Source organism: Arthrobacter sp. zg-Y769 (assembly GCF_020907405.1).
Classification (GTDB): domain Bacteria; phylum Actinomycetota; class Actinomycetes; order Actinomycetales; family Micrococcaceae; genus Arthrobacter_B.
Genome location: NZ_JAJJOE010000011.1, coordinates 43,908 through 68,383, shown reverse-complemented (window position 1 = coordinate 68,383; position 24,476 = coordinate 43,908). Strand labels below are relative to the sequence as shown.

Here is a 24,476-nt window from a genome sequence, read left to right as displayed (position 1 = left end):
GCATCCAGACCCTGCTTCAAGTAAATGACCTGGTGGTCGACTACCCCGGCAAAGGGTTTCGTGCGGCACCTTTCCGCGCCCTTGACGGGGTGAGCATCGAAATCGGAGCGGGAGAGACCTTGGGGCTGGTGGGGGAATCAGGATCAGGAAAAACAACCTTGGGACGGGCTATTCTCGGGCTCGCGCCCGTTACGAAAGGACGGATTCAATTCGAGGGCGAGGACATCGGCTCTGCTTCCGGAAAGAAACGCAGGTCCCTATCCAAAGACATCCAGGTGGTTTTCCAGGATCCCTACACCTCGTTGAACCCGTCCATGGAAGTCGGCGATATCCTCGCCGAGCCCTTGATCGTGCAGGGAAGAAGCCGAATCGAAGCACGAGCGCGAATCGTCGAGCTTCTGGAGCAGGTCGCCCTCCCCAAGGACGCGCTGCATCGCCTTCCCAGGGATTTCTCCGGTGGGCAGCGGCAGCGTATCGCCATCGCACGGGCTCTGGCCCTGTCACCCAAGCTCATCGTCTGCGATGAACCGGTGTCCGCCCTGGACCTCTCGACACAGGCCCGTGTGCTGGACCTCTTCCTCGATATCCAGCAGGCAACCGGCGTCGCCTACCTCTTTGTCTCCCATGATCTGGATGTGGTCCGCCACATCAGTCACCGGGTAGCCGTCATGTATCGCGGCGAGATAGTGGAGCAGGGCGACGCCCTGCCGGTCACCACCACTCCCCGCCATCCGTACACCCGCAGACTGCTGCTGGCTTCCCCCGTACCGGATCCGGACCGCCAGGCATCGCGCAGGGCGGAGCGAAAAGCTCTCGCTACCGCCGAAGCGACCACAGCCACTCTTTGAACTGATATCCGTGCGTTACCCACTATTGGAAGAACCGGCACCGTGAACCAATCTGTCCAAGAACCGTCCATCGCTTCGCATCCTGACCGGCTGCTTCCCACCGAAACCGGAGCCCGCAACGTAGCGCGCGAGCTTCTTGCAGATGTCGAAAACCTGCCCATCATTTCACCACACGGTCATGTACCGGCAAGTCTCTTCGTCGACGATGCTGCCTTCCCCGACCCAACCGCCCTGCTTATCACTCCCGATCACTACGTGACCAGGCTCATCCACTCCAGCGGCATTCCGCTACATGACCTTGGTGTGGGCAATCCATCCGTGGACTCGCGCGAGGCATGGCGGCGCTTCGCCAAAGCATGGCCCCTTTTCGAAGGGACCGCCTCCGGGTATTGGTTGCGCGGCGAGTTCGAGCACATCTTCGACATTCCCGGGTCTCTCATCGATCTGTTGCCTTCGGGTGGAGGCGACGCGGTCTACGACGCGCTCACCACGAAACTCACGGACCCGGAATTCCGTCCCCGGCAGCTGTTCACAGGCTTCGGACTGGAGGTTCTAGCCACCACGGACGATCCTTTGGACAGTCTCGGGGACCATGCAACGCTGGCCGCTGACCCGACGTTTAGCGGTCGCGTGCTACCCACATTCCGTCCAGACGCGTACCTAAACCCCTCCCAACACGGATGGCAGGAACGCGTCTCGCGGCTCATGGATGAAGCGGCAGAAGGCCTGACGGGTTTCGCCGGCTACCTCCGCGCCCTCGAAAACCGCCGGGCCCATTTCATCGAGCATGGGGCCGTCTCGGCCGACCACGGCGTACGAACTCCCCGAACCGTAAGACTCGAAGCACAGGAAGCTGCTTCCCTTTTCTCACGCGCACAATCCGGGCTTGCCACAGCCGCGGACCAGGAGCTCTTCGAGGCGCACATGCTGTACGAGATGGCTCGTATGTCTGTTGAGGATGGGCTCGTTATGACGCTCCACCCCGGGTCCTTCCGTAACCACCACACACCAAGCCTCGAACGATACGGTCCAGACACGGGCCATGACATACCGATCGCGATCAACTACACAGAGGGGATTCGGCCCATCCTCCAGCACTTCGGCGATGCCGAAGGATTCCATCTCGTCCTTTTCACCCTTGATGAGACCGTTCTCTCCCGGGAAATCGCCCCCATGGCGGGGTTTTACCCTTCCGTCTTCATCGGGGCGCCCTGGTGGTTCCTCGACGCACCGGACGCCATGCTTCGTTTCCGCTCAGCCATCACCGAAACGGCAGGGTTCTCCCGAACGTCCGGGTTCATCGACGACACCCGTGCCTTCTGTTCAATTCCGGCCCGTCACGATGCGTCCCGTCGTATCGAAGCATCATTCCTGGCACGACTCGTCACTGAACACCGCATCAGTGAAGAACGCGCCCACGAGCTCATCGTCGATATCGTCGACCGGGCACCACGCCGGGTGTTCAAACTATGAGCACTGCGAAAGCGACGGCCGTGCAGAGTTCCTCCTCGGCCATTAAGCCGGGCGGGCACCGCGCAGCAAGCCGAGCGGCATTGTTGACCCGCACCTCACCGCCGCCGCCGATCCGAATCGTTCATTTGGGGCTTGGGGCATTCCACCGTTCCCACCAAGCGTGGTTCACCTGGCATGCACCCGATGCGCAGGAATGGGGAATAGCCGCGTTTACGGGACGGCGCCCGGATGCGGCGCTGGCCCTGTCCCAACAAGGGTGCCTGTACACCTTGGTAGAGCGGGATGCAGACGGTGACAGCCTCGAAATAATCGGATCGATCAGCGAGGCACATGACGGTGCAGACACGGCTCGACTAGGAGAGCTGCTCTCGGCTTCGAGCACTGCCATCGTGACGCTGACGATCACCGAAGCTGCCTACGACCTCGACGGCTCCAACACCCCGCTGGTTCGCCTCGTCGACGGGCTGCGGCTGCGGCAGGCTTCAGGAGCCGGGCCCATAGCCGTCGTGAGCTGCGACAACGTGCCCAGCAACGGGAAGATCACAGGGGAAGCCGTGCTCCGCATTGCGGAGCGGGACGACGACACAGAGCTCTCTCTGACCACCTGGATCAAGGAAAACGTCAGCTTCGTCAACACGTCTGTAGATCGAATAACTCCCCGGGTCACCAAACAGGACATCTCCGACATAGAACAACGTGAGCGCTACCGCGACGAGTCCCCGGTCATTGCGGAACCCTTCAAAAGCTGGGTTCTTAGCGGCGGGTTTCCTGCAGGCCGACCCGCCTGGGAAAGTGCGGGAGCACAATTCGTCGATGACATCACGCCCTACGAAAATCGGAAACTATGGCTCCTCAACGGAGCCCATTCGATCCTTGCCTATACCGGGCAGCTGCGAGGGCACCACACGGTCGCCGAGGCCCTTGCAGATCCAGGGTGCTCAGAACCGGTCAACAGGTTCTGGGATGAGGCGCAACGACACCTTCCCGCACAGGAATTGGATATCGCTGCGTATCGAACTGCACTCCTTCGGCGCTTCCAGAACGCTCGCATATCACATCGTCTTGAGCAGATCGCAGTTGATGCGACAACCAAACTGCGCATGCGGATCGTTCCTGTGCTCCTCGCGGAACGGGCGGCAGGAAGGGCCGGCCTCGCAGCAGCCTTCGCCCTCGCTGCATGGATTGATTTCGTTGCCCACCATGGCAGCGCCCAAGATCCACAGTCCGAGCAGGTTGGCGATGCCTCCTCCCTGAAAGGACTTGATCGAACCGCTGCACTCCTCGCCCTGCTTGAACCATCACTGGCTACCGATGCAGCGATCGTTCACGAGGTCCATTCGCTTCAGGAAATCTCCTTCGACGAGTGAGCCGCACTCACCCTCCGCACGCACATGCCAAGAGAAAGACACCATGAAAATCACAGCAGCAGACGTCATCGTGACGAGTCCGTCCCGGAACTTCGTCACGCTGAAGATCACCACCGACGAAGGACTGACAGGTCTGGGTGACGCGACACTAAACGGGCGCGAGCTGGCCGTCGCGTCCTACCTCACGGAGCACGTAACGCAGCTGCTAATTGGCCGGGATCCGCATCGCATCGAGGACACCTGGCAGTTTCTGTACCGCAGCGCGTACTGGCGGCGAGGACCGGTGACCATGGCAGCAATCGCCGCGGTGGACATGGCCCTATGGGATATCAAGGGCAAGGCTGCGGGGATGCCGGTGTACCAGCTGCTGGGAGGGGCCTCGCGGACGGCCTTGCGCACCTACGGGCACGCTTCGGGGCGAGACATCCCAGAGCTGTTCGACTCCATCCGGCAGCACCTCGAGGAGGGCTATAAGTCCATTCGAGTGCAGTCCTCGGTGCCGGGGATCAAGGCGCTGTACGGAGTGGCCGCGCAGGCGCAGGCGACGGGTGAGCGCTACGACTTCGAACCGGCCGGCCGAGGCGCGCAGCCGACGGAGGAGGACTGGGACACCCGCGCGTACCTGCGCCATGTACCCACGGTCTTCGAGGCGGTCCGTAACGAGTTCGGGCCCGAGCTGCCGCTGCTGCACGACGGTCATCACCGAATGACACCCATCCAGGCGGCGAAGCTCGGCAAATCCCTGGAGCCCTACGATCTGTTCTGGCTGGAGGACGTGACGCCGGCGGAGAATCAGGAGGCGTTCCGGCTGATCCGCCAGCACACCACCACTCCGCTGGCGGTGGGCGAGGTGTTCAACACCGTCTTCGACTTCCAAACACTCATCCGAGAGCAGCTGATCGACTACGTGCGCGCCGCGTCGACGCACTTCGGCGGGATCTCGCCGCTAAAGAAGGTCATGGACTACGCAGCCCAGTACCAGATCCGTTCCGGGTTCCACGGCCCCACGGACGTCTCGCCAGTCGGCCTCGCCGCGCAGTCCCATGTGGGACTCGCAATCCACAACTTCGGGATCCAGGAGTACATGGAGCACAGCAAGAAGACCAACACCGTGTTCGAGCAGTCCATGACGTTCGTCGACGGATACCTCCACCCCGGTGATAGCCCGGGGCTCGGCGTTGAGCTCAACGAGGAAGCCGCGGCGTCGTTCCCCTACCAGCAGGCCTACCTGCCCTACAACCGCCTCACCGACGGCACGGTTCATGACTGGTGACTAATCAAGCGTGACCTCATCCGTGCGGCTGCTCCCGAACGGCGATCAACCACTACAGCAAAGGAACTTGACGTGCTCAAACAGCAAAACAGCCCCACCCGGGAGATTATCAATCTCGACGGGCTGTACCACTTCAAAGTCGATACCGATCGGAGAGGCCTGACAGAACAGTGGCAGCGATCACGGCTCGAAACGACTCTCGAAATGGCTGTGCCCGCCAGCTACAACGATGTCTTCGCCAACAAGGCAATCAGGGACCACGTGGGCTGGGTGTGGTACCAACAGGACATCCACGTGCCGCGGGGATGGAAGGACGAGCGTATCCACATCCGCCTCGAATCCGCGACCCACGAGGGCAGGGTCTTCGTCAACGACGCCCTCGTCGCCGAACACAGCGGAGGCTACACCCCCTTCTCCGCTGATATCACCGACCATGTCGAACCGGGATCGACCTTCCGCCTCAGCATCGCCGTTAACAACGAGCTGACACAGGAAACCATCCCTCCGGGAACCATCAACGTCACCGCAGCTGGCCGCCGGGAGCAGCGGTACCTGCACGACTTCTACAACTACGCAGGAATCCACCGCAGCATCTGGCTTTACTCCACTCCCGCGATGAGGGTCGAGGACATCACAGTAGTCACGGGATTCGAGGGCCCAACCGGAAGCGTGGACTACAGGGTGGACGTCGCCGGCAGCACAGGGAGGGAACAGATCCTGGTGAAGGTCCTCGATGCCCTCGGAGAGGAAGTTGCCGCAGGCGAAGGTGCTGAAGGACGTCTCAGCATACCGAATGTCAATCTTTGGAAGCCAGGCCAGGGCTATCTCTACGATCTCGAGGTGGCCGTACACGAGAATGGCCAGCTGGTAGATGTGTACCGCCAGCCTTTCGGTGTTCGTACCGTCGAAATCCGGGGTGCACAGTTCCTCATCAACTCAGAACCGTTCTACTTCACCGGTTTTGGAATGCATGAGGACCACGTGACGATCGGCAAGGGTCACAGTTCTGCGCTGATGGTGAACGATTTCCAGCTTCTGGAATGGGTTGGGGCGAATTCATTCCGAACATCTCACTACCCTTATTCCGAGGAGGTCATGGACTTTGCCGACCGCCATGGAATCGTCGTCATCGACGAGACCGCCGCCGTAGGGATGAACGCAGCCTTCGCGGGCTTCTTCGGGGAAGGTGGAAAGAAAACCTACGCAGAGGACTTCGTCAATGACGCCACGGCGGCAAGTCATAGACGAGCAATTCAGGAGCTGGTGGCACGAGATAAAAACCATCCCTCCGTAGTGTTGTGGTCGATTGCCAATGAGCCCGATATCTCCGAAGCTGGAGCCAGGGATTATTTCCTGCCCCTGGCGGCGCTGACACGCGAACTCGATCCGACCAGGCCAGTCGGCCTGGTCAGCGAGCTGCGCGGCACACCGGAAGCGAACACTGTCTCCGATCTCTTCGACGTACTGATGCTCAACCGCTACTACGGCTGGTACACCCAGACCGGCGACCTCGAATCGGCAGAGCTGGTCCTCGAGGAAGAACTGCTTAAGTGGCAGGAAAAGTACGCAAAGCCAATCATCATCACCGAGTACGGCGCTGACACGATGTCGGGCCTCCACTCCCTGTATGACCAGCCATGGAGCGAGGAATACCAAGCCGCGTTCCTCGACATGTACCACCGGGTTTTTGACCGCGTCGATGCGGTAGTCGGCGAGCATGTGTGGAACTTTGCCGACTTCCAGACATCGAAGGGCATCATCCGCGTCGACGGGAACAAGAAGGGGGCCTTCACCCGCGATCGTCGTCCTAAAGCTGCTGCACACCTCCTGCGCCGCCGATGGACGGGAGAGTCGGGAAAGTAACCTGCCGGACTCGACTCCCCGTCATCCGCTGGAGCACCGGCCTTGCCATTGCCCGTGCTCCAGCGGAGCCACACGCTCTTGAAAGGACCTTTGATCATGTCCGTCTCCGCCAATGCACCCGTCCTTGTTGACACCCGCATTCGTAAACTCGCCGAGAGCCTGACCCTCGAGCAGCAGGTGAGCCTGCTGACCGGTGCCGACGTCTGGAGCACTATCGAGATTCCCGAGATCGGCCTGCGCCGCATCGTCGTCAGTGACGGCCCTGCGGGCGTCCGTGGTGAGGACTTCGACGAACGGCATGACTCGATCAGCCTCCCGTCGTCGTCCTCCCTCGCCGCCGCATGGTCGGTGGATCTTGCCCGCCGATACGGGCAGGTGCTGGGCCAGGAGGCGCACCGTAAGGGCGTCCACGTGGTCCTCGGGCCAACCATCAACTTGCACCGCTCGCCGCTGGGCGGCCGGCATTTTGAATGCATGAGCGAGGACCCGGTCCTAACGGCACAGCTAGCAGCCGGCTATGTCACCGGTGTGCAGTCCACGGGCGTCGGTGCCACGCCCAAGCACTACGTCGCCAACGACGCTGAGACAGACCGCTTCACCGCCGACTCCATTGTCGCCGACCGGCCCCTGCGCGAGCTGTACCTCGCAGCGTTTGAGCAGGCCGTCACCGAAGCGAAAGCGTGGCTCGTCATGAGCTCCTACAACTCCATCAACGGGACAACGGCGAGCGAGAACAAGCTGCTCGAGACGCCGCTGTCCACCGACTGGGGTTTCGACGGAGTCGTGGTTTCCGACTGGACCGGTATCCGCTCCGTCGAGGCTGCCAAGGCCCGTCAGGACCTCGAAATGCCAGGCCCCAGAGGCCATTGGGGTCCCAATCTCGTTGCTGCCGTCGAAGCCGGTGATATCTCCCGCGAGGCAATCCTCGAAAAGGTTGCCCGCATCCTCCGCCTCGCTGCGAGGGTCGGCGTTCTCGATGGATTCGAACCCGCCGTCACCGAAATGCCCGAAGAGATCAACGGGCGCGCCTTCGCCCGCGAGGTGGCCGTACGAGGTTCCGTGCTCGTTCGAAACGACGGCAACCTCCTGCCGCTCGACGCCTCGATGCTCAAGCGGGTGGCCGTGATCGGCCACCATGCCTCCGAGGCGCGCACGCAGGGCGGCGGTAGTGCCACCGTCATGCCGCTGCAGGTCATCTCCCCGCTCGAAGGCCTGCGGGAGGCCCTGCCCGACGACGTCGAGGTCACGTACTCACGCGGTGCCCAGGTAGTCGACGGCCTGCAGGAGTTTCCCCGGTCCGCGCTTCACAACCCCGTGGCCGGCGTCCCGGGCGTCCGCGTGACGTTCCTCGACGCCGAGGGCGCGGTACTCTCCGCCGAGGACCGCCTCGCCTCCCACCTCATCTGGTTTGGCGTCGGTATCCCCGAGGGCACCAACAGCATCCGCATCGAGACCGAGTGGACCGCGCCGGACGACCGCGTACACCACCTCGGTGTCGGTGCCGCGGGCCGGGTCAGTCTGATCCTCGACGGTGACACGGTCTTCGACGACGAGCTTGTGGATGAGCATGACGTCCTCGGTGCGGCCCTGTTCTCGCCGCCGCAGGTGACTTTCCCGGTCACTACGGCGGCCGGGCAACGTGTGTCCGTCAGCTCGGTTTTCACCCTGCCCGAAAATCAGGGCATCCCGTTCTCAGCCATCCTGCTGGGCGAGGAGGCCGTTGTCGATGACGCGGAAGGCGAGATCGCCGCCGCCGTCGAGGCCGCACGCGGCGCGGATGTGGCCGTCATTGTCGTCGGCACAACCGCGGCCATCGAGTCCGAGGGCTTCGATCGGAAGGACCTCGACCTGCCGGGGCACCAGGACCGGCTCGTCGCCGCCGTGGCTGCCGCGAATCCACGCACTGTCGTTGTCGTGAATTCCGGGTCGCCCGTGCTTATGCCGTGGCGCAACGATGTCTGCTCGGTCCTGCTCGGCTGGTTCGGCGGCCAGGAGTTCGGGGCGGCCATCGCCGACGTACTGCTCGGGGCAGCAGAGCCGGGCGGACGCCTCCCGACCTCGTGGCCCGCCGCACTGGAGGAAGTGCCGGTCCTCAGCACCACGCCGGTGGGCGGGAAGGTGCTTTATGAGGAGGGGATCCACATGGGCTACCGCGCATGGCTCAAGCAGGCCGCTGCCGGCGGTGCCAGCCCGGCCTACCCTTTCGGCTTCGGTCTCGGCTACACATCCTTCAATCTCGGTCCGGTGTCAGCAGACTCGTCTATTCCGGCAGGCGAGGGTCTCGCCGTCCGCCTCCCCGTAACCAACACGGGCATAAGGTCCGGCCGGGAGGTGGTGCAGGTGTATGTCGCACGTCCAGACTCGGCAATTGATCGGCCGATACGCTGGCTTGCGGCCTTCGCCTCCGTGGAACTCGCCCCCGGCACCTCGAAAGAGGTGGATATCCAGATTCCGGCCCGCGCCTTTGAGCACTACGACGGCGGCTGGCAGGTTGAATCCGGCGAGTTCCGGATTCTCGTCGGGCGCCATGCCGAGGATGAGTTCCAGACCCTCGTCGTACAAGTGGAGTGAGAGTGGCAGCCGTTCTGCACCTACCGGCGCCTGGAGGTTGAGGGAAAAACAGTAACGCCCGATCTCCGGCGGCTTCCACCGCGGGAGATCGGGCGTTCCTGAGCACCCGGCAGGCGCCGGCCGGGTCAGGCCGGGACGGTGTCCCTGCGGACGGCCGCCGGTCCGGCCGCCTTCCGGCGGTTGTTGCCGCGCAGGCAGGCAATGGCGGCGCCGCCCACAAGCATCGGGACGATGAAGAGGAAGTAGAGGTTGCCGGGTTCCCAGCCGCCGTCGATCAGCGAGCCCGCCACGATCGGGGAGATGATGGCACCCACCCGGCCCATGCCGGTGATGAACCCGACCGCCGTGGCGCGTACGTCCGAGGAATAGTAGACGGGGCCGATGGAGAACATGCCGGCGATGCCTGCATTGACCAGGAAGCCCAGCAGGGCCGCCGCCAGCAGAGCCGTGGGCAGTGCGCCGGTGGAGACTGCGTACACGCCGAAGCCGCCTGCGGCGAGGACAAAGAACGTGACCAGGACCCACTTCACGGCGAAACGGGCGGCGATCAGTCCGAAGACGATGGAGCCGATGATCGCGCCGAGGCTGAAGAGCACACCGGCGTCGATGCCGTCCTGCGCCGTGAAACCGCTGGCAGCGACCAGCTTGGGCGTCCAGGAGTTCGCGAAGTAGAAGCTGGCCATCAGCATCATGAATGCGATGGACAGGAAGACGGTGGTCGCCGCGTATTTGCCGGAGAACAGTGCCTTCCAGCGGGAGCCGACCGTCAGCGCCGTGCCCGTGGGAATGAGGGGCAGTTCGGTGATCTGCGGCTGGTCCAGGCGGGCCAGGATGCGGTTGGTCTTGTCCAGGGCGCCGGCCGGGCGCCGGGTCATGAGGTAGTCCAGGGATTCGGGCAGGAGCTTCAGGATGAACGGAATCATGGCCAGCGTGATGATGCCGCCGAAAATGAACGCCGCGTGCCAGCTGTAGGCCGCGATGAGGATGCCCGCAATGATGCCGCCCAGCATGCCGCCGATGGGCTGCCCGGCGCTGTAGAAGCTGATGGCGGTGGAGCGCCGTTTGGCCGAGGAGTACTCGGAGACGAAGACGTTGAGGCTCGCCTGCATGGTGCCGATTGCCAGTCCGGTGATGAAGCGCAGGACGAAGAGGACTTCGTAGGTCGGAGCGAACGCGGAGGCGAACATACCCGCGGAAATCACCAGGGCACAGATCAGGATGGTCTTCTGCCGGCCGATGATGTCGGCCACCTGGGCCACCAGGATGGATCCCACGGCCATGCCGAAGAGCGCCGAGGAGAGCAGCATGCCCAACTGGGCGCCGCTGAGGTCCCAGTGCTCGCTGATTGAATTGGCGCTGAATGCCATAACCAGGACGTCAAAGCCGTCGATCATGTTCAGGGCGACACAGATGGCGACAATGCCGACCTGCATGCGCTTCATAGGAGCCGCTTCGATGCGTTCCTTGATTTCCATGGGCCTTACCTAACTTGCTCTTGAAGTGGGGGGTGCCCGGCCTGCTGTACGCATGCCGAACGTATGTTCGTGTGAAGAACCTCAATGAGTGTAGGGCCACATGGGTGTGTGGTGCGAATTACACCCCGGGTTAACCCAGGAAGCCAGGCCCGCGCCTTGCGGCGGGTCCTGGCTTCCTGGGTTAACTCGGGTATCGGTTAGTTCTGGATACCCGGCTGGAACACGACCTTGATGCAGCCGTCTTCCTTCTTCTGGAACTTCTTATACAGCTCCGGTGCGTCGTCGAGGCTGGCCTGGTGGGTCACCAGGTTGGTGACGCCCAGGGGATCGGCCGGGTCCTCGACCAGCGGGATCAGGTCATCCACCCAGCGCTTGACGTTGCACTGGCCCATCCGCAGGTTCAGCTGCTTGTCGAACATGCTCATCAGCGGCATCGGGCTGGCCTCGCCGCCGTAAACACCGCTCAGGGAGACCGTTCCGCCGCGGCGGACCGCGTCGAGGGCGCCGTGCAGGGCGGAGAGCCGGTCCGTTCCGGCGGCTTCCATGGCCTTCTGGGCCAGCTTGTCCGGCAGGAGGCCAACCGCGGTCTGGGCGGCCTTGCCGACGGGGGAGCCATGGGCTTCCATGCCCACGGCGTCCACCACTGAGTCGGGGCCGCGGCCGTCGGTCATTTCGCGCAGCTCATCGGCCACGTCCTTGTGCAAGTCCAGCACCTCGACGCCGTACTGTGCAGCGAGCTGCCGGCGTTCCTCGACCGGCTCCACGCCGATAACGCGGTAGCCGAGGTGGGTGCCGATCCGCGCGGCAAACTGGCCAACCGGACCCAGGCCGTAAACGGCCAGGGTGCCGCCGTCGGGCACGTTGGCGTACTGCACGCCCTGCCAGGCGGTGGGCAGGATGTCGGAGAGGAACAGGTAACGGTGGTCAGGCAGTTCGGAGCCGACCTTGATGGGGCCGTAGTCTGCGTGGGGAACGCGCAGGTATTCGGCCTGGCCGCCGGGGACGGAGCCGTAGAGCTCGGAGAAGCCGAAGAGCTGGGCGCCGGAGCCCTTTTCGCGGACCTGGGTGACTTCGCACTGGGTCTGCAGGCCCTGGCGGCACATGAAGCAGTTGCCGCAGGCGATCTGGAAGGGAATGACCACGCGGTCACCCTTCTTCAGGTTGGTGACGGCCGAGCCGACCTCTTCCACGATGCCCATGGATTCGTGACCGAGGATGTCGCCCTCCTTCATGTACGGCATCATGACGCCGTACAGGTGGAGGTCCGATCCGCAGACCGCGGTGGAGGTGACGCGGATGATCGCGTCAGTGGGCTCCTGGATCACCGGATCCGGAACCACCTCTACGCTGACGGACTCTTTACCCTGCCATGTAACTGCTTTCACGTGCGATCCTCCTGCTGGTTGCATTCTGAGTGCGTTGAAAGAACTAACTCCCATTGTGTCAACTCATAAGCGTACTGACAAAACGGGTTTTTGTCCGGGCAGAATGCGTCGCCGTCGGGCCGGAGGGTGCGCGGGGAGCCGGCTAGGAACGCCGGCCCGGCAGGACGGGCCACTGCGGAGCGGCGGCGGCCGGCACTGCGGCGTCGCGGGGATCGGGGGCGTGGAACCCGGCAAGGACCCGGGTATCCCGGCGAAGGATCATTTCCAGTGCAGTGTCGTTATCCAGTGCTTCCCGGCTCCCCGGGGCAAGGCTGTCGGCCCGGCCGGGCAGGGCATCCGGTGGAAGCTGGATGCGTACCCGCAGCTGCAGGTTGGCGGGCGCCGAGCGCTCGACGTCGTCCGCTACCCGGGTCAGCACCTCCAGGGCGGCGGCTTCGATCCGGGCACTGCGCGTGAGGTTGACGCAGATGTCGGCGCCCAGGGTGGCGGTGTGCCGGAGGATCTTGAGCAGGGTCTCGCAGCTGGAGCCGGTGAGTGCTCCGCGGACTTCAATTGAGGCGGCTGTATTCCGCGTATCTATCCGGACCAGGACACGCAGCGGCTTTTCCATGTCTTCTCCACGCAGACAGGTAGGCCCGGCCGCTGCTTAACCGGGATGCAACCGTACCAACGCGCATGTCCCGCTGTCTGCCGTTCTTTCCCTATTGGCGGATTTCGGGTGCAGACGCTCAGAACGCAGCAGCGGATTCCTTGTTCCGTGCGACGACGGCGGCCGTCGCCTCCGCGATGGCTTCCTCTTCGTCGGTGGGGACCACCAGCGCGGGAATGGCGGAATCGGCCGTACTGATTCGGCGCGCCTGCCTGCCGGTTGCCAGATTGGCTTCGGTGTCGAGCCGGATGCCGAGCGGACCGAGCTGGTCCACCACCAGCTGGCGGAACTTCCAGGCGTTTTCGCCGATGCCCGCCGTGAACACCACTGCCTGCGCACCGCCGACGGCCACGTGGTACGCGCCGATGTACTTGGCCAGGCGGTAGGCAGCTACGGTCAGGGCCAGCCGGGCCTGCTCGTTGCCGTTGTCGGCCGCTTCCTCGATACCGCGCATGTCCGACTCGCCGGCCAGGGCACGCAGCCCCGACTCCCGGTTGAGCAGGTCATCCAGGGCGTCGGCGTCGTAACCCTGCCGGGCAAGGAAAATGAGGATCGAGGGGTCAACGTCTCCGCTGCGGGTGCCCATCACGAGGCCCTCCAAGGGAGTGAATCCCATGGACGTGTCGATGCTTTTGCCGCCCTTGATGGCCGCCACGGAGGCGCCGTTGCCCAGGTGCGCGATGACGCCGTCGAACTCTGCGGGGTTGATGCCCAGATAGGCTGCCGCTGCCGGCGCAACGAAGGCATAGCTGGTGCCGTGGAAGCCGTAGCGGCGGATGCCGTGGCGCCGGTACAGGCTGTCGGGCAGGGCGTAGCGCCAGGCGTGTTCGGGCAGGGTGCGGTGGAAGGCGGTGTCGAAAACGGCCACCTGCGGGGTCTTCGGCCACTTGTCGTGGACGGCGCGGATACCCATCGCGCTCGCCGGATTGTGCAGCGGAGCCAGCGGGCTGAGCCGCTCGATGGAACGGACAATCTCGTTGTTGATCAGCACGGGTTCGCTGAAGCGTTCCCCGCCGTGCACTACCCGGTGCCCGACGGCGTCGATCGAGCGTCCGTCCAGCTCATCCCGCAGCCGGCTGCTGAGTTCTTCCAGCGCCGCGGCATGGTCGGGAACCACGTCGCCGATCCGGTCGATGATTCCCTTTGCGAGCAGTTCCCGGGTGTCGGTTTCCCGCACCTGGTACTTCAGGGAAGAGGAGCCGGAATTGATGACCAGAACCCGCATTTAGTCCTCCTGTGCCTGAACGGCGGTGATCGCTACGGTGTTGACGATGTCCTCAACGGTGCAGCCGCGGCTGAGATCGTTGACGGGTTTGCGCAGGCCCTGCAGGATCGGCCCCACGGCCACGGCGCCGGCGGACTGCTGCACGGCCTTGTAGGTGTTGTTGCCGGTGTTCAGGTCCGGGAAGATGAACACCGTGGCCTGGCCTGCAACCGAGGAACCGGGTGCCTTGGAAGCGGCCACGGAGGCGTCGACGGCGGCATCGTACTGGATGGGTCCTTCCACCGGCAGGTCCGGGCGGGCACGGCGGACCAGGTCGGTGGCCCGGCGCACCCGGTCCACCGAGCCGCCGGTGCCCGAGGACCCGGTGGAGTAGGAGAGCATGGCCACCCGGGGCGTGACTCCGAACTGTTCGGCGGTAACCGCGGAAGCCATTGCGATGTCCGCGAGCTGCTCCGCATCCGGGTCCGGATTCACCGCGCAGTCGCCGTAGACAAGGACACGGTCCTCCAGCAGCATCAGGAACACCGAGGAGACGATCTTGACGCCTTCCTTGGTCCGGATGAACTCCAGTGCGGGCCGGATGGTGTTGGCGGTGGTGTGGGCCGCGCCGGAGACCATTCCGTCCATCCTTCCCAGCTGGACCATCATGGTGCCGAAGTATGCTCCGTGAAGCATACGTTCATGGGCGTCTTCCAGTGTGACGCCCTTGTGCTTGCGGAGCGCGGCGTATTCGCGGGCGAATTCCTCGCGCAGCCCGCTGGTAGCCGGATTGATGAGGTTGATGTTGGACAAATCGATGCCTTCGCTGGCTGCCAGCTCGCGGATCTGTCCCTCCGGCCCCAGCACCGTCAGGGCGCAGACATCCCGCCTGTTGAGGATTTCCGCAGCCTGCAGGACCCGCAGGTCCAGTCCTTCAGGGAGCACGATCCGCTGCCGGTGGGCGCGCGCCCGCACAATCAGCTCGTTGAGGAAGCGCAGCGGAGTGGTGGTGGCAGGGCGGGGGAGGGCCAGGCGTTCCAGCAGTTCGGCCTCGTCCACATGGCGGGACCAGGTGCCCAGGGCGGCTGCCACCTTCCGCCGGTTGCCGCTGGAGATCTCTCCGCGGACCCGGCTCACCCGGCGCGCGGTGGTGTAGGTGTCCGTTTCGACGTCGAACACCGGAAAGGGGGCCGAAGCCAGCAGCTCCAAGATGGCAGGTTCCACTTCGAGCCCGCCGGTGAGGATCATGCCGCTGGCGACCGGAAAGTCGGAGGAGAAGGAAGATGCCAGGGTGGCGACCATAACGTCCGCGCGGTCTGCCGGGACAATCACCAGCGTGCCGTCCGAGAGCTGCGGGATGAAGTTCCCCACCGTCATGGCGGCCACCTTGACCGCTGAAACATCGCGTTCAAGGGAGGAGCTGCCCGCAACCTGGCGGGCCTGCAGTGCATTCTGCACCTCGGCGATGGAGGGCTGGGAAATCTCGCTCTGCTCGGGAATGACGTAGACCGGACGCCCGCTCTGCCCGGGACGGATGGAGGCGTTGACCTCCTCGACGTCGGCCGGCGCCGCACGGTTCACCATCACGGCCAGCAGGTCGCATTTTGCTTCGGCAAGCTGGCGCCGGGCCACGTCCACCGCGTCCGCCGTTTCCGCAGCACTGCTTTCCTGGGCATTAACGACGGCGAGCACCACGGTGCCGAGGTCATTGGCCAGCCGGGCGTTGAGATCGAACTCCAAGGCGACGTCGTGCCCGGACAGATCGGTGCCTTCGACAATCACGACATCGCAGTTCGCGGCGATTTCGCTGTAGACGGCCAGGCAGCGCGCGTCGACCTCGCCGCGCTCACCGGCCACCAGCAATGCACGCAGCTGTGCCCGGGTCAGGCCTCCGCGGCAGGTGGACGGGCCCAGGTTGAAGCGGCTCTGCATCAGCTCCACCATGGGATCCTGCGCCGGGTCGTCGCCCTCCACGATGGGCCGGAAGAATCCCACCCGGTCTGCGTGCCGGCCCAGCATGTCCGCCAGCCCCAGGCTGATCAGGGCTTTGCCGGATCCGGGCGTCATGGCACTTACATAGATTCCGCGGGCCATAGCTGCTTGTCCGTTCGTTGCCGGATGGAAAACCTGGTTCATCACGTCCGTCACAAGCGGAAGTGACCCAAGTCATATCCATCCTCGCAAAAGGCTGCTGCACTTGCCAGCCAGCACCCCGTTGAAGGTCCGGCGCCCGGCCCTTCATGAATTCCTATGTCTCAACATATGAGACTAAAATTAAACCCGCTGAGTGCCCAGCCTACGATTGATCGGTTAGTTTTCCCTCAGACAAGGCGAGGAACCCCGTGAGTCTCTTCCGTACCAAACCCATCGAGAGCTCCCTGGCAGATGCCGATGAGCCGGGCCGCCGGCTAAAGCGCTCCCTCAGCACATGGGACCTGATGATCATGGGTGTCGCGGTGGCCGTTGGCGCCGGCATCTTCTCGGTGGGCGCCAAGGCCGCCGCCGAGTTCTCCGGACCGGCCGTCACCGTCTCCTTCATCCTTGCGGCCATCACGTGTGCGCTGGCCATCATGTGTTACGCGGAGTTCGCCACAGCCATCCCCGTTGCAGGGTCGGCGTATGTCTTCAGTTACGCGACCATGGGCGAGTTGGTGGCCTGGATCATCGGCTGGAACCTGATCCTGGAGCTGTTCACCGCCGCGGCGGTAATCGCCAAATACTGGGGCATCTACCTCAGCGAGGTGTTTGGCCTCATGGGGGTGGATCTTCCCGCCACCCTGCACCTCGGACCCATTGACCTGACCTGGGGACCGTTCCTGATCGTCACCGCGTTCACCATCCTGCTGGTCATGGGCACCAAGCTGTCCGCGCAGGTGGGCAACATCTTCACGCTCATCAAAGTGGGCGTGGTCCTCTTCGTCATCGTGGCGGGCTTCTTCTATGTCAAGGCAGAGAACTACACCCCGTTCATCCCGGACGCCGTGGCCACGTCCGGCAGCGGTGCCGAAGGTGTCCTGCAGCAGTCCCTGTTCTCCTTCCTGACCGGTGCCGCTCCCGCGCAGTACGGCCTGATGGGCGTGTTCGCCGGTGCCGCCGTCGTCTTCTTCGCCTTCATCGGCTTCGACGTAGTGGCTACCTCCGCCGAGGAGGTCAAGGATCCGGGCAAGACCCTCCCCCGGGGCATTTTCGCGGGTCTGGCCCTGGTCACCCTGCTTTACATCGGTGTCTCCCTGGCACTGACCGGCATGGTTCCCTACACCGACCTGGCTGCCGTCGAGTCACCCAACCTCGCCACGGCCTTCACCCTGGTGGGCAACACCGGGGCGGCGACGGTCATTGCCTTCGGCTCGCTGATCGGCCTGACCACCGTCATTATGGTGCTGCTGATGGGCCTGGCCCGCGTGGTGCTGGCCATGAGCCGCGACGGTCTACTGCCCCGCGGACTGTCCAGGACCAGCGACAAGCACTCCACCCCGGCCCGCCTGCAGATCCTCTGCGGCGTCCTGGTGGCCCTGGTTGCCGGGTTCACGAAGGTGGACGTGCTGGAGGAAATGATCAATATCGGCACCCTGTCCGCCTTCGTGGTGGTTAGCCTGGGCATCCTGGTGCTGCGGAAGAAGCGTCCGGATCTGCGCCCCGCCTTCCGGGTACCCTTCGGGCCGGTGATCCCGGTCCTCTCAGCCCTGCTCTGCCTGTACCTGATGACCAACCTGACCGTTGAGACGTGGATCTACTTCGCGGGCTGGCTGCTGGTCGGCTTCCTGTTGTACTTCGCCTACGGCCAGCGGCATTCCCGCCTGAACGAGAAGTTCCATGATGTCGCTGCCGTCGGAGCCGGCCGGGACACTGCAGTCTGAGTCCGGCCGTCCGGGACTGGAGGCCCGCGTACGCTGCTGCCCCGCAGCGTACGCGGGCCTTTTTATGCCTGCGGTGGCACACTGGGCAAATGCTTGCAGCCTTCTCTGTTGCTCCGTCCGGAACCGGCCCGGCCGGCGGTCCGTCCGCGGAGGCCTCGGTGCACGACGCCGTGGCCGCCGCCGTCAAAATTGTCCGTGAATCCGGCCTCCCGAATTCCACCGATGCCATGTTCACCACCCTTGAGGGCGAGTGGGATGAAGTGATGGACGTAATCCGCCGGGCCACGGAAGCGGCCGGCCAGTACGGCAGCCGCGTATCCCTGGTGCTCAAGGCGGATATCCGGCCCGGCCACACCGGAGAGCTGGCCGGCAAGGTGGAACGGCTGGAAAAGGCGCTGGGCGAACTGGATGAGTACAGGGGACACGCGTAGCCAGGTAGCAGCCGGACGCACCGGCGGAACGGGAGCAGCAGATGGGGCAGTGGGAGCAGGTCGAGGAATACCTGGCCAGCCGGGTGGTGCAGCCGGATGACCAGCTGAAGGCCATCGTGGCTGCGACCGGTGCAGCCGGGCTTCCGCCCATTGAAGTGTCCGCGGCCCAGGGGAAGTTCCTGATGCTCCTGGCCCGCATCTCCGGCGCGCGGCGCATCCTGGAGATCGGCACCCTGGGCGGGTTCAGCACGGCCTGGCTCGCCCGGGCGCTGCCCGACGGCGGCGAGCTGGTTACGTGCGAATACGAGCCCCGCCATGCCGAGGTGGCACGGGCAAACCTGGCTGCGGCCGGCCTGCTGGACCGCGTCACCATCCGGGTGGGTGCCGCACTGGACACGCTGCCGGACCTTGCCGATGGGGAGCCCTTCGACCTGTTCTTCATTGACGCCGACAAGGTCAACAACCCCGCCTACCTGGACTGGGCGGTCAAGCTCTCCCGCCCGGGGAGCGTGATTGTGGTGGACAACGTGGTCCGGGGCGGCAGCATCCTGGACCCCGACGGCGACGAAGCGGTGCAAGGCACCCGCGCCGCCCTGGACGTCCTGGGCTCCCATCCGCGTCTGGACGCCACGGCCCTCCAAACAGTGGGATCCAAGGGGTGGGACGGGTTCGCGCTCGCACTGGTGCTGTGATGTCCCCAGTGATCTGCCCCGGGATGTCTCCCGCGGCGTCGGTGCCGGTTCAGACGTGTCCGGGACGCAGCCGGTGCCGACTTAAGCTGGAGGCATGAGCTTTAACATCCGGCGCGCAGCCCCCGGCGACGCCGAGGATTTTGTGTCCGTCCACCTGCAGTCCTGGCGGGAGAGTTACGCCCACGTGCTGGGGGAGGACGTGTTCCTACGCCGCGAATCGGACCGCAGCGCCGCCGTCGAACACCGCAGGGCCGCCCTGGCCGAACAGGCAGCGGACCCGGCCATCCGAAACTGGCTCGCCCACTCAGAAGACGGCCGGCTCCTTGGTTTTGCCTCCGCCGGCCCGGCACGGGACAGCGACGTGGATGTGCTGCTGGAGCTTTGGTCCATCTACATCCTGGCCGAAGCGTACGGAAAGGGAGTTGGCCAGGCGCTGCTGGAGCACGCCGTGGGCACGGAACCCGCATACGTCTGGGTGCTCGAGGATAACGCACGCGCCCAGTCGTTTTACCGGCGCAACGGCTTCGTGGCCGACGGGACGTCCAAGGACCTGCCGCAGGTCTGGGCCGGCACCGGCATGGTTGAAATCCGGATGGTGAGGCGCTGATGGGACGCAAGCGTCCCGGCAAGGACCCGGTGGAAGCAGTTGCCGGAACCGGACCGGCGGCCGGCACCTATCCGATCGATACGGGAACGTGTGAACTGGTCCCGGACTCCTTCAACCCTGACGGCTGGATCCTGATGGTCAACGGTGTGCACAGTTCGCATATCGACCTCTCCGACCCGCGCCACCTGGACTTTGAATACATGCGCTGGATCGCCGCCCTGGTCGAATCGCGCTGGCGCCCGGACGCATCACTGCGGGCCCTGCACCTCGGCGCAGCAGCGTGTTCGCTGGCCCGCTATCTCGCGGCCGGCTATCCAGGTGCCCGCCAGGTGGCCGTCGAGCTTGACGGCCGGCTCGCCGAGCTGGTCCGCGGCTGGTTTGACCTGCCCCGGGCGCCGCTGCTGCGGCTGCGGGTGGGGGAGGCGCGGGCGGTCACCGAAACCCTGCACGAGGACAGCCGCGACCTGGTGATCCGGGACGTTTTCGCCGGTGCCAAGACGCCGGTCCCCCTGACCACTGCGGAATTCACCGCCCAGGTGGCACGCGTGCTGGCGCCGGGCGGCGTCTACGTGGTCAACTGCGGTGACACCCCGGACCTGCGCGGTGCGCGGGCCGAAGCCGCCACCATCTGTGCGGCCTTCCGATACACTGCCGCGATTGCCGATCCCGCAATGCTTAAGGGCCGGCGCTACGGCAACATCATCCTGGCCGGCAGCGACACCCCGTTTGCGGAGGATCCGTCCCTGCCCCGCACCCTGCTGGGGGGAGCGGTGCCCGCCCATTTGTGGGCGGACGAAAAGGTGCGCAGCTTCGCGGCCGGTTCCCGGCCCCTGCATGACGACGCCGCCCAGGACGTGCCGGCGGGAGAGTCGGCCCGGACCCGCCGCGTGTAGCGCCGCGAGGTGCCGAAGGGGGCCGGTCCGGCAGCCCCGGGTTAACAGTCAGCATGCTTACATCAGTAGGGTAGTGGGACGGCTGCCGCCTCCGGGCGATGCCTGGACCAACCACGATGGAGGCTACATGTTCAGCAAGAACACATCCGAAACCGATCCCCCCGTCCCGGGCGCCCCGGCGCCGCAGGCCCCGGAACTGGCCGAACCGACGCAGCCGCGCGAACCGCTGCCGCCCAAGCCGGACCAGGATGGACCGGAGACCGTTTCTGCCACAGGTGTGGCCACCGGGGCGCCGAAGGCCTCCACCGCGCAGAGCGGACAATTCCTCACAACTGCCCAGGGTGCGCGGTTGCGGGACACTGATCACTCCCTGAAGGCCGGCCCCCGGGGCCCGGTGCTGCTGCAGGACCACCACCTCCGGGAAAAAATCACCCACTTCGACCACGAGCGCATTCCCGAGCGCGTGGTCCACGCCCGCGGCGCTGCCGCCCACGGCGTGTTTACCGCCAACGGCGCTGCCGAAGGAGTCACGCAGGCCGGCTTCCTGGCCAAGGGTGTGGAAACCCCCGTCTTTGTCCGCTTCTCCACTGTGCTCGGCTCCCGCGGTTCCGCGGACACCGTCCGGGACACCCGCGGATTCAGCACCAAGTTCTACACCGCTGAAGGCAACTATGACCTGGTCGGCAACAACATACCGGTGTTCTTTATCCAGGACGCCATCAAGTTCCCCGACGTAATCCACGCCGGGAAGCCGCACCCGGACCGGGAGATTCCGCAGGCCCAGAGCGCCCACGACACCTTCTGGGACTTCGTCTCGCTCCACACCGAAGCGCAGCACCACACCATGTGGAACATGTCCGACCGCGGTATCCCGCGGTCCTACCGCACCATGGAGGGCTTCGGTGTCCACACCTTCCGCCTGGTCAACGCCAAGGGCGAAACCACCCTGGTGAAGTTCCATTGGAAGCCCCGGCAGGGTGTGCACTCCCTGGTCTGGGAAGAAGCGCAGATCATTAACGGCATGGATCCGGACTTCCACCGGCGCGACCTCGCAGACGCGATTGAAGCCGGCGCGTTCCCGCAGTGGGATCTGGGTATCCAGGTCTTCCCCGATACCGAAGACGAGATGTTTGAGGGCATCGACCTGCTGGACCCGACCAAGCTCGTCCCCGAGGAACTGGCACCGGTGCAGGTCATCGGCACCATGACCCTGAACGCCAACGTCACGAACTACTTCGCGGAAACCGAACAGGTGGCCTTCCACCCCGGACACCTGGTGCCGGGCATCGACGTCACCAATGACCCGCTGCTGCAGGGCCGGTTGTTCTCCTACATCGATACGCAGCTGACCCGGCTGGGGGGCCCGAACTTCAGCCAGATTCCCATCAACCGCCCGCATGCACCGGTCAACGACATGCTCCGGGACGGGTTCCACCAGAGTGCGGACCATTCCGGCGTGGCGCCGTACCAGCCCAACTCCCTCGACGGCGGCTGCCCCTTTATGGCCGGAGCCGATATGGGTGCCTTCATTGACGTTCCCGTCGAGGTGCCCGCGGCCCGTAAAGTGCGCGAGAATCCCGCCACCTTTGATGACCACTACAGCCAGGCGCGGATGTTCTTCCGTTCCCTGACTCCGGTGGAGCAGGACCATGTAGTCCAGGCCTACACGTTTGAACTGGGCAAGTGCTACGAGGAAAATATCCGGCTGCGCCAGCTCCAGTCGCTTGCGAATATCGACAAGCGCCTTGCCGACGATGTAGCCGCCGGCCTGGGTCTTACGGCCCCGGCTCCTGCCCTCGACGTTGCCGACACCGCCCCCAGTCCTGCCCTCAGCCAGCTCGGCGGCTCCTGGCCGGTGGCTGGCCGGGTGGTCGGTGTTGTCGCCGATGAAGCATCCGACCTTGCCTCGGTTTCCGAGGTCCTGGCAGCTGTCCATGCAGAGGGCATGGTCCCGCTGGTCATTGCACCGCACGGCGGCAAGCTGGGCGCTGAAATCACGATTCAGCGGACCTACCTGACGGCCCGCTCCACCGAATTCGACGCAGTGATCGTAGCGGCCTCGGGCGCCGCGGCACCGGATGCGGCGGACAGCCTGGATGCCAAGGCGGGTAACCCCGGCGGGCACCCCTCGCTTGACCCGAGGGTCACCCTGCTCCTGGCCGAAGCCTTCCGCCACGCCAAGGCCATTGGTGCCTGGGGGGACGGCGGTTCGGTTCTTGCGGCCGCCGGAATCCCCGTGGAAACGCCCGGCGTTGTTGTAGGCGGAGCCGCCGAGGTTGCGTCCGGCGTTACCGCACTCCTGGCGAACCACCGGGTGTGGGAGCGTTTCCCAACTGCCTAGCTGACGCGGTTGCCGGTGCCGAAACCGGATAAAACACGAAGGGATCCGCGGCCGCGGATCCCTTCGTGTTTAGCAGTACCGGGCAGCCGGTCCCGAAGTCGGCCTAGATTCCCGCCATCTCCCTGATGGGACCGATGCCGAAGAACAGGGCGAAGGCCGCAGCCACCACGTACATGAGGGGATGGACTTCACGGCCCCGGCCCTGGAAGAGGCGGATGACGGTGAAGGAGATGAATCCGGCACCCAGGCCGTCGGCGATCGAGTAAGTGAACGGCATCATCGTGAAGGTCAGGAAGGACGGCAGGGCGAGCCCGATGTCGGTCCAGTCGATCTTGCCCACCTGGGAGACCATCAGATAGCCCACCACCACCAGGGCGGGTGCCACGGCCTCGAAGGGAACCAGGTAGATCAGCGGGGTCAGGAACGTGGCCACGATGAACAGCAGGCCGGTCACTACCGAGGCCAGGCCGGTGCGTGCGCCCTCGCCGATGCCCGCGCCGGACTCCACGAAAATCTGGTTGGAGGAGATGCCGGCACCGCCGCCGGCCACAGCGCCCGCGGCGTCGACCAAAAGGACACGCTCCACGCGGGGGATATTGCCGTCCTTGTCGATGCTCCCGGCCTCGGCGGCAAGGCCCACCATGGTGCCCATCGCGTCGAAGAAAATGCTGAGGAGGATCACGAAGACCAGCAGCGAGGCGGCAACTCCGCCCAGGGTCTGGAAGGGGCCCACCAGGCTGACGTCGCCGATCAGCGAGAGGTCCGGCGCGGCCCATTGGGGCATGCTCGGGGTCACCAGCGACCAGCCGGTAGCCACGCCCGCACCCTGGCTGCCCGGCTCGGCGAGCCATTCGACAATGACGGCGAAAACGGTGGAGGCGACAATCCCGATGAGGATCGCGCCGCGGACCTTGCGCGCCATCAGCACAATAGTCAGCAGCAGGCCGAAAACGAACACCAGCGTTGGCCACCCCAGCAGCTGGCCGCCGTTGCCCAGGCCCAGCGGAACGGTGGTGCCGGCGGCGTCCGGGTTACGCCGGACAAAACCGGCATTGACCAGGCCGACCAGCGCCACGAACAAACCGATGCCAACCACAATCGCGGTTTTCAGGCTCGGCGGCACAGCACGGAAGACCGCCGTTCGGAACCCGGTAAGGACCAGGATCACCATCGCCAGGCCGGCAATCACCACCAGGCCCATCACGTCCGGCCAGGTCAGGCCCTCATTCGAGGCAACCGTGACGGCTACGAAGGCGTTGACGCCCAGGCCGGTGGCGATGGCGAACGGGTGCTTGGCCCAGATGCCCATGATGAGGGTCAGGATGCCCGCCACCAGTGCGGTGCCTGCGGCGATTGCCGGGCCGGGCATGGTGTTGCCCATGGAGTCCTCGCCGCCGAGGATCAGCGGGTTAAGGACCACGATGTAACTCATGGCGAAGAAGGTAGCCAGGCCGCCGCGTACTTCGGTTGCTACGGAGGAGCCACGCTTCGTGATTTCGAAGTAGCGGTCCAGCTTTGAACCTTGTTTGAGCATGGTGCGTCCTCTG

Annotated in this window: 18 protein-coding genes; 12 read left to right on the top strand and 6 right to left on the bottom strand. The window is 64.8% G+C overall.

Annotated elements, in window-relative coordinates; translation table 11 throughout:
* Positions 1-2 precede the first annotated feature (2 nt).
* From LOC60_RS11035 to LOC60_RS11010, 6 genes are all read left to right on the top strand, one after another.
* On the top strand, positions 3-848 hold the full coding sequence (locus LOC60_RS11035) for an ATP-binding cassette domain-containing protein (RefSeq protein WP_230025581.1): 846 nt from the start codon (positions 3-5) through the stop codon (positions 846-848).
* Between the two features lie 42 nt (positions 849-890).
* On the top strand, positions 891-2,321 hold the full coding sequence (uxaC, locus tag LOC60_RS11030; protein ID WP_230025143.1) for a glucuronate isomerase: 1,431 nt from the start codon (positions 891-893) through the stop codon (positions 2,319-2,321).
* Complete coding sequence (locus LOC60_RS11025; protein WP_230025141.1) at positions 2,318-3,688, top strand: mannitol dehydrogenase family protein; 1,371 nt, start codon at positions 2,318-2,320, stop codon at positions 3,686-3,688. Before uxaC ends, LOC60_RS11025 begins: the two co-directional genes overlap by 4 nt.
* A 43-nt stretch (positions 3,689-3,731) precedes the next feature.
* Positions 3,732-4,961, top strand: a complete 1,230-nt coding sequence (gene manD / locus LOC60_RS11020; protein ID WP_230025139.1) for a D-mannonate dehydratase ManD — start codon at positions 3,732-3,734, stop codon at positions 4,959-4,961.
* A 72-nt stretch (positions 4,962-5,033) separates the two neighbouring features.
* Positions 5,034-6,824, top strand: a complete 1,791-nt coding sequence (gene uidA / locus LOC60_RS11015; RefSeq protein ID WP_230025137.1) for a beta-glucuronidase — start codon at positions 5,034-5,036, stop codon at positions 6,822-6,824.
* 96 nt (positions 6,825-6,920) lie between these two features.
* Positions 6,921-9,395, top strand: a complete 2,475-nt coding sequence (locus LOC60_RS11010) for a beta-glucosidase family protein (RefSeq protein WP_230025135.1) — start codon at positions 6,921-6,923, stop codon at positions 9,393-9,395.
* Between the two features lie 125 nt (positions 9,396-9,520).
* Here LOC60_RS11010 and LOC60_RS11005 read toward each other — a convergent pair whose 3' ends face one another.
* From LOC60_RS11005 to pta, 5 genes are all read right to left on the bottom strand, one after another.
* Positions 9,521-10,870, bottom strand: a complete 1,350-nt coding sequence (locus LOC60_RS11005; RefSeq protein ID WP_230025133.1) for an MFS transporter — start codon at positions 10,868-10,870, stop codon at positions 9,521-9,523.
* A gap of 197 nt (positions 10,871-11,067) precedes the next feature.
* On the bottom strand, positions 11,068-12,255 hold the full coding sequence (locus LOC60_RS11000) for a zinc-dependent alcohol dehydrogenase (RefSeq protein ID WP_230025131.1): 1,188 nt from the start codon (positions 12,253-12,255) through the stop codon (positions 11,068-11,070).
* 142 nt (positions 12,256-12,397) lie between these two features.
* A complete protein-coding gene (locus LOC60_RS10995; RefSeq protein ID WP_230025129.1) occupies positions 12,398-12,865 on the bottom strand; it encodes a hypothetical protein in 468 nt (155 codons plus the stop codon).
* A 118-nt stretch (positions 12,866-12,983) separates the two neighbouring features.
* Positions 12,984-14,129, bottom strand: coding sequence for an acetate/propionate family kinase (locus LOC60_RS10990; protein WP_230025127.1), 1,146 nt, complete (start codon positions 14,127-14,129; stop codon positions 12,984-12,986).
* Positions 14,130-16,202 (bottom strand): phosphate acetyltransferase, encoded by a 2,073-nt coding sequence (gene pta, locus LOC60_RS10985; RefSeq protein ID WP_230025125.1) that lies wholly within the window; start codon positions 16,200-16,202, stop codon positions 14,130-14,132.
* A 248-nt stretch (positions 16,203-16,450) separates the two neighbouring features.
* On the opposite strand from pta, the gene LOC60_RS10980 reads away from it, so the two are divergent.
* The 6 genes from LOC60_RS10980 (at position 16,451) to LOC60_RS10955 (ending at position 22,929) form a co-directional block, all read left to right on the top strand.
* A complete protein-coding gene (locus LOC60_RS10980; RefSeq protein WP_230025123.1) occupies positions 16,451-17,965 on the top strand; it encodes an amino acid permease in 1,515 nt (504 codons plus the stop codon).
* A gap of 89 nt (positions 17,966-18,054) precedes the next feature.
* A complete protein-coding gene (locus tag LOC60_RS10975; RefSeq protein ID WP_230025121.1) occupies positions 18,055-18,396 on the top strand; it encodes a thiamine-binding protein in 342 nt (113 codons plus the stop codon).
* Positions 18,397-18,437: 41 nt separating this feature from the next.
* The gene (locus LOC60_RS10970; RefSeq protein ID WP_230025118.1) at positions 18,438-19,088 is read left to right on the top strand and encodes an O-methyltransferase; all 651 of its coding nucleotides are present in this window, start codon (positions 18,438-18,440) and stop codon (positions 19,086-19,088) included.
* Between the two features lie 94 nt (positions 19,089-19,182).
* Positions 19,183-19,695: a GNAT family N-acetyltransferase gene (locus tag LOC60_RS10965; protein WP_230025116.1), complete on the top strand. Its 513-nt coding sequence runs from the start codon at positions 19,183-19,185 to the stop codon at positions 19,693-19,695.
* Complete coding sequence (locus tag LOC60_RS10960; RefSeq protein WP_230025114.1) at positions 19,695-20,588, top strand: spermidine synthase; 894 nt, start codon at positions 19,695-19,697, stop codon at positions 20,586-20,588. Before LOC60_RS10965 ends, LOC60_RS10960 begins: the two co-directional genes overlap by 1 nt.
* Before the next feature lie 127 nt (positions 20,589-20,715).
* Positions 20,716-22,929, top strand: coding sequence for a catalase (locus LOC60_RS10955; protein WP_230025112.1), 2,214 nt, complete (start codon positions 20,716-20,718; stop codon positions 22,927-22,929).
* A gap of 103 nt (positions 22,930-23,032) precedes the next feature.
* On the opposite strand, the gene LOC60_RS10950 is transcribed toward LOC60_RS10955, so the two are convergent.
* Positions 23,033-24,463 carry an NCS2 family permease gene (locus LOC60_RS10950; protein WP_230025110.1) on the bottom strand — a complete coding sequence of 477 codons (1,431 nt, stop codon included), beginning with the start codon at positions 24,461-24,463 and terminating at the stop codon, positions 23,033-23,035.
* Positions 24,464-24,476 lie beyond the last annotated feature (13 nt).

Excerpts from the sequence above, each read along its gene's own strand:
- LOC60_RS11025 (WP_230025141.1), top strand. The coding sequence starts at position 2,318 with ATGAGCACTGCGAAAGCGACGGCCGTGCAGAGTTCCTCCTCGGCCATT.
- manD (WP_230025139.1), top strand. The coding sequence starts at position 3,732 with ATGAAAATCACAGCAGCAGACGTCATCGTGACGAGTCCGTCCCGGAAC.
- LOC60_RS11010 (WP_230025135.1), top strand. The coding sequence starts at position 6,921 with ATGTCCGTCTCCGCCAATGCACCCGTCCTTGTTGACACCCGCATTCGT.
- LOC60_RS11005 (WP_230025133.1), bottom strand. The coding sequence starts at position 10,870 with ATGGAAATCAAGGAACGCATCGAAGCGGCTCCTATGAAGCGCATGCAG.
- LOC60_RS10995 (WP_230025129.1), bottom strand. The coding sequence starts at position 12,865 with ATGGAAAAGCCGCTGCGTGTCCTGGTCCGGATAGATACGCGGAATACA.
- LOC60_RS10990 (WP_230025127.1), bottom strand. The coding sequence starts at position 14,129 with ATGCGGGTTCTGGTCATCAATTCCGGCTCCTCTTCCCTGAAGTACCAG.
- pta (WP_230025125.1), bottom strand. The coding sequence starts at position 16,202 with ATGGCCCGCGGAATCTATGTAAGTGCCATGACGCCCGGATCCGGCAAA.
- LOC60_RS10975 (WP_230025121.1), top strand. The coding sequence starts at position 18,055 with ATGCTTGCAGCCTTCTCTGTTGCTCCGTCCGGAACCGGCCCGGCCGGC.
- LOC60_RS10970 (WP_230025118.1), top strand. The coding sequence starts at position 18,438 with ATGGGGCAGTGGGAGCAGGTCGAGGAATACCTGGCCAGCCGGGTGGTG.
- LOC60_RS10965 (WP_230025116.1), top strand. The coding sequence starts at position 19,183 with ATGAGCTTTAACATCCGGCGCGCAGCCCCCGGCGACGCCGAGGATTTT.
- LOC60_RS10960 (WP_230025114.1), top strand. The coding sequence starts at position 19,695 with ATGGGACGCAAGCGTCCCGGCAAGGACCCGGTGGAAGCAGTTGCCGGA.
- LOC60_RS10955 (WP_230025112.1), top strand. The coding sequence starts at position 20,716 with ATGTTCAGCAAGAACACATCCGAAACCGATCCCCCCGTCCCGGGCGCC.
- LOC60_RS10950 (WP_230025110.1), bottom strand. The coding sequence starts at position 24,463 with ATGCTCAAACAAGGTTCAAAGCTGGACCGCTACTTCGAAATCACGAAG.